Genomic DNA, 3562 nt, shown 5'->3' with positions numbered 1-3562 from the left:
TTTGCGATGACCTGATATTGCTGTAATATGGTGGCTATGGTGAAGCGGTTAACACGGCGGATTGTGGCTCCGTTACGCGTGGGTTCGATCCCCACTAGTCACCCCATTTAAGATAGGGGTATAGCTCAATTGGTAGAGTAGTGGTCTCCAAAACCATTGGTTGAGGGTTCAAGTCCTTCTGCCCCTGCCATTTTATTAATACAGCTGGAGTGATACTCAAGAGGCTGAAGAGGACGGTTTGCTAAATCGTTAGACCGGGTAACCGGTGCGAGAGTTCGAATCTCTCTCACTCCGCCATTTCGTAAGATTTGCGGCATTGGAAAGAAATTTCTGGTGTCGCTTTTTTGCTATCTAGTCTGCAATTGGTCTGCAATTACATATGGTCGTCCTTAATGCCAAAAAACAAAATTCTTCATATTTCAGATAAACGCATACCTGTTGTATAGGCCAGTAATACAATCGGATAGTTACGATGATGCTTCGCTTCTTCAGGCAACAACCGTATTTCATTATCTGTAAAAATTTGGACTTCCTTTTGTTTGACGGAAGGTGTTTTTACGTTTATCAATACCTATTCTCATATCTACACCTTTTTGATGCGTTATGAGATAATAATCATCCTCTTTTAGATCGTCAATTTCTATTTTATGACTGTACAATTCTTTTACCTTTTGAGGTTTTATTGACCAAGAACAATTTGTATCGTCCATAGTTCCAAGGCGTAATGCAACTTTTTTTTCTCGTAATGCTTCATGAAACATATTTATGGTAAGGGGGATTAGTTTGCAGATAAAAAATCAAAAAAGCTATAAAGCATTACAATCTTTAATGGCCGGGCGGTGATATACAAAACTTACCGATAAGGACAGGATTAGCCAATCAGTTTTGACACATACACAATTTGATATGCTGTCACAGCATTTGGCATCTGGGGCGGCTGCATATGTATGCTGCGGAATTATGGATAAGTATTATATGATTCCGTTTAATATATGGGCGGCTATGAAAAATATATTCGGGCGGTGCTATCTGACTCAAAATGATATTGCTGCCTATCAGGTAAAAAGAACAATGTCAGCAGTGATGTTTTTGGATTACATGCATAAAAAATAAATTTGACGAACACGGTTACTACATTTAATTGGTAGTGTATCTATTTTGAAATTACGATCGTCTGAGGAATCAGGCGGCCTTTTATTATGCCTAATTTTTATATAAAGTTTTTATTTGAATATCTTTAAATACGTATTAATACGTGCCATAATATACTTGTCAGGAGGGATAGGATGAAGCCGAAAAAATTAATAAAAATCTTGCAGGCTAATGGGTGGTACATAGAGCGAGTGCAAGGCTCGCACCACATACTGAAACATCCAGTTAAACAGGAAATGTCAGTAGTGCCACTGCATAATAAAGACCTAAAACCCGTAACCCTGAACAGCATTCTAAAACAGGCGGGGCTTAAATAGCCCCTGTTGTTTTAATAGAGGAGGCGTGCATATGAAAAAAGCTATTTATCCAGCGGTATTTCATGCTGAAACCGTAGGATACTCGGTCGAATTTCCTGATCTATTAGGATGTGTTACAGAGGGGGATTCATTGCCCGAGGCACTGGAGATGGCACAAGATGCCTTGGGAATATATTTATATACTCTGTGCCAGGATAATAAAGCTTTTCCCCCATCAACTGATCCTGGTGATATAAAAACAAAGGGCAAGGATTTTGTGACACTCATTGATTGGGATGAGCTTGCTTATTTGCGAAGAGTAGACAATAAGGCGGTAAAAAAGACACTGACAATCCCATCATGGCTTAATACACTGGCTGAAGAAAATAATGTTAATTTTTCTCAAGTATTACAGGAAGCTTTAAAAAAACAGTTGGCATAAAAGTTTTAAAATTTTAGCGTATCAGCGATGCTGGTACGCTTTTTAATAAGCATATAAATAAAAAGCAGAGAACTATAAAGAATTCTCTACTTTATGAGAAAAGCCGTAAATCTTTTCTTTGTCGTATAACGTAAATATAGACGCATAATAGCATTTTATATATTTTTAATAATAAATTAATTTTATTATACAGCTATGTCCACCAATAAAATTTTATAGATAAATACGTCCTTCTGAATCAGTGTCTTTTGTTAATGCGGCAATCCCTTCTATAATACCAATAATAAAAGGAATACCTGTAAAACAGAAAATTAGATATACGATTCCGAGACCTATTTTACCTGTATAAAATTTATGGATTCCTATTCCACCTAATAATATTGCTAATACGCAGTATACGACTTTACTTACTGGTTTTTTCCCAGCAATGACAGCAAATTTTGCTAAGTCTTGGCTATTGGTATCAGGCACATTAACTGTTATTTGATTAATATTACCAGTATTATTAGCATTGTTTTGCTCAGTAGATTTTTCTTTTCTATTAGCCTTTAATTTTTTAATACCAAAATCATTCATAAAATCCTGATTATTTTCTGTACCAACTAATTGGTATTTTAAGATAACAGTTTCTGTTTTTATTTCTAAAATGTTACCTTCAGCAATTTGCATGTCCTTAATATCAGAGAAACTTATGTTCTGTGTATTTCCGTCCTTTTCAAGTTGAAGGCCATATTCTGATACTGTGATGATTTCGTTCTTATCTGAGGTGAGCATTTAAAACACTTCCTTTTATTTATAATAAAAACTTTTATCATTATATCATATATTTAAAATAAATCAGGAAAATAACAATAAATTAAAAAAGGTAGCTACATGTTAAAAGAAAGAGGGTGGTTTGATGGCATGCTGACAAAAATATGCGGACGCTGCGGGTGCAGAATAAAAATCAATGAGCAATGTAAATGTCAGATAAACGGCGCATGTTATTTAACACATGTTTAACTGGTTTATACCAATTTGCGATATAATTGCAGTTTAATATAGAGCGATTGTTTTCCACGTATTTAATAAACCAATTTATTAACCCATCCCATTTTTCAAAATCACCCGCTGGAAATAAATTCCAGCCCAATTCATCCAAGAGAAAGTTGTCTTTTGTCTTATTTTTTAACATTGATGTGCAAACTAAATTATCAGGTTCATTATTACCACCCCTGGCAATTGGTAAAATATGATCTATTGTTGGTGAAAGTTGCCACCAAGCAATATGGCACGCATCCATTTTCCAATTTAGGTGATAAGGAAATTCCTGCGGCATTAGTTCTGATAATATTCGTAAAGTTCCGGGGAAAATCAATTTATTTCCAGTGTATCGATCAATAAAACCATCACGCACAAATATTTGTAGCATTTCAGCTTTAGAATATGACCTTTTATTTACAGTTGTCTTTTTAAAAGGGTATTGCTTATTTATTATTTTTTTGCATCTGCAATACAATTGTTGTCTAACTTTTCACAGACCAAAGATATTATATCGACTTTTGACATATAGTCCTCCAGATAATTGTTTAATATAAAATTATATTCACATTATAACAATACATTACTATAAAACCAATTCTTGAAATGTATAAATAGATTTTAGACAATTTGGTCCTATGTCAATATTTAG

General features: G+C 34.4%; 6 protein-coding genes and 3 tRNA genes. 6 read left to right on the top strand and 3 right to left on the bottom strand.

Translation table 11 applies throughout. The features are described 5' to 3' along the window. The first annotated feature begins 30 nt into the window (after positions 1-30). The 3 genes from I6751_RS12965 (at position 31) to I6751_RS12955 (ending at position 297) form a co-directional block, all read left to right on the top strand. Positions 31-106 (top strand) — tRNA-His (locus I6751_RS12965). A gap of 8 nt (positions 107-114) precedes the next feature. After that, positions 115-190: transfer RNA gene (locus I6751_RS12960), tRNA-Trp, on the top strand. 16 nt (positions 191-206) lie between these two features. Continuing rightward, positions 207-297, top strand: a tRNA-Ser gene (locus tag I6751_RS12955). Between the two features lie 115 nt (positions 298-412). Here the strand turns inward: I6751_RS12955 and I6751_RS12950 are convergent. After that, complete coding sequence (locus I6751_RS12950) at positions 413-568, bottom strand: hypothetical protein (RefSeq protein WP_196599124.1); 156 nt, start codon at positions 566-568, stop codon at positions 413-415. Between the two features lie 317 nt (positions 569-885). Here I6751_RS12950 and I6751_RS12945 point away from each other — a divergent pair, with 317 nt between their 5' ends. The 3 genes from I6751_RS12945 (at position 886) to I6751_RS12935 (ending at position 1890) form a co-directional block, all read left to right on the top strand. Next, positions 886-1113, top strand: a complete 228-nt coding sequence (locus I6751_RS12945) for a hypothetical protein (RefSeq protein WP_196599123.1) — start codon at positions 886-888, stop codon at positions 1111-1113. A gap of 173 nt (positions 1114-1286) precedes the next feature. Next, positions 1287-1469 (top strand): type II toxin-antitoxin system HicA family toxin, encoded by a 183-nt coding sequence (locus I6751_RS12940; RefSeq protein ID WP_196590623.1) that lies wholly within the window; start codon positions 1287-1289, stop codon positions 1467-1469. 31 nt (positions 1470-1500) lie between these two features. Continuing rightward, on the top strand, positions 1501-1890 hold the full coding sequence (locus I6751_RS12935) for a type II toxin-antitoxin system HicB family antitoxin (protein WP_196590624.1): 390 nt from the start codon (positions 1501-1503) through the stop codon (positions 1888-1890). A 213-nt stretch (positions 1891-2103) separates the two neighbouring features. On the opposite strand, the gene I6751_RS13950 is transcribed toward I6751_RS12935, so the two are convergent. Both I6751_RS13950 and I6751_RS12925 read right to left on the bottom strand, forming a co-directional pair. After that, positions 2104-2664 (bottom strand): TM2 domain-containing protein, encoded by a 561-nt coding sequence (locus I6751_RS13950; RefSeq protein ID WP_231037823.1) that lies wholly within the window; start codon positions 2662-2664, stop codon positions 2104-2106. 172 nt (positions 2665-2836) lie between these two features. Then, complete coding sequence (locus I6751_RS12925) at positions 2837-3301, bottom strand: HNH endonuclease domain-containing protein (RefSeq protein WP_196590625.1); 465 nt, start codon at positions 3299-3301, stop codon at positions 2837-2839. Between the last annotated feature and the right edge of the window lie 261 nt (positions 3302-3562).

Source organism: Pectinatus frisingensis, assembly GCF_015732285.1.
GTDB lineage: Bacteria > Bacillota > Negativicutes > Selenomonadales > Selenomonadaceae > Pectinatus > Pectinatus frisingensis.
Note: the sequence above shows the minus strand (reverse complement) of the source record. Positions and strands in the feature narration are given on the sequence as shown.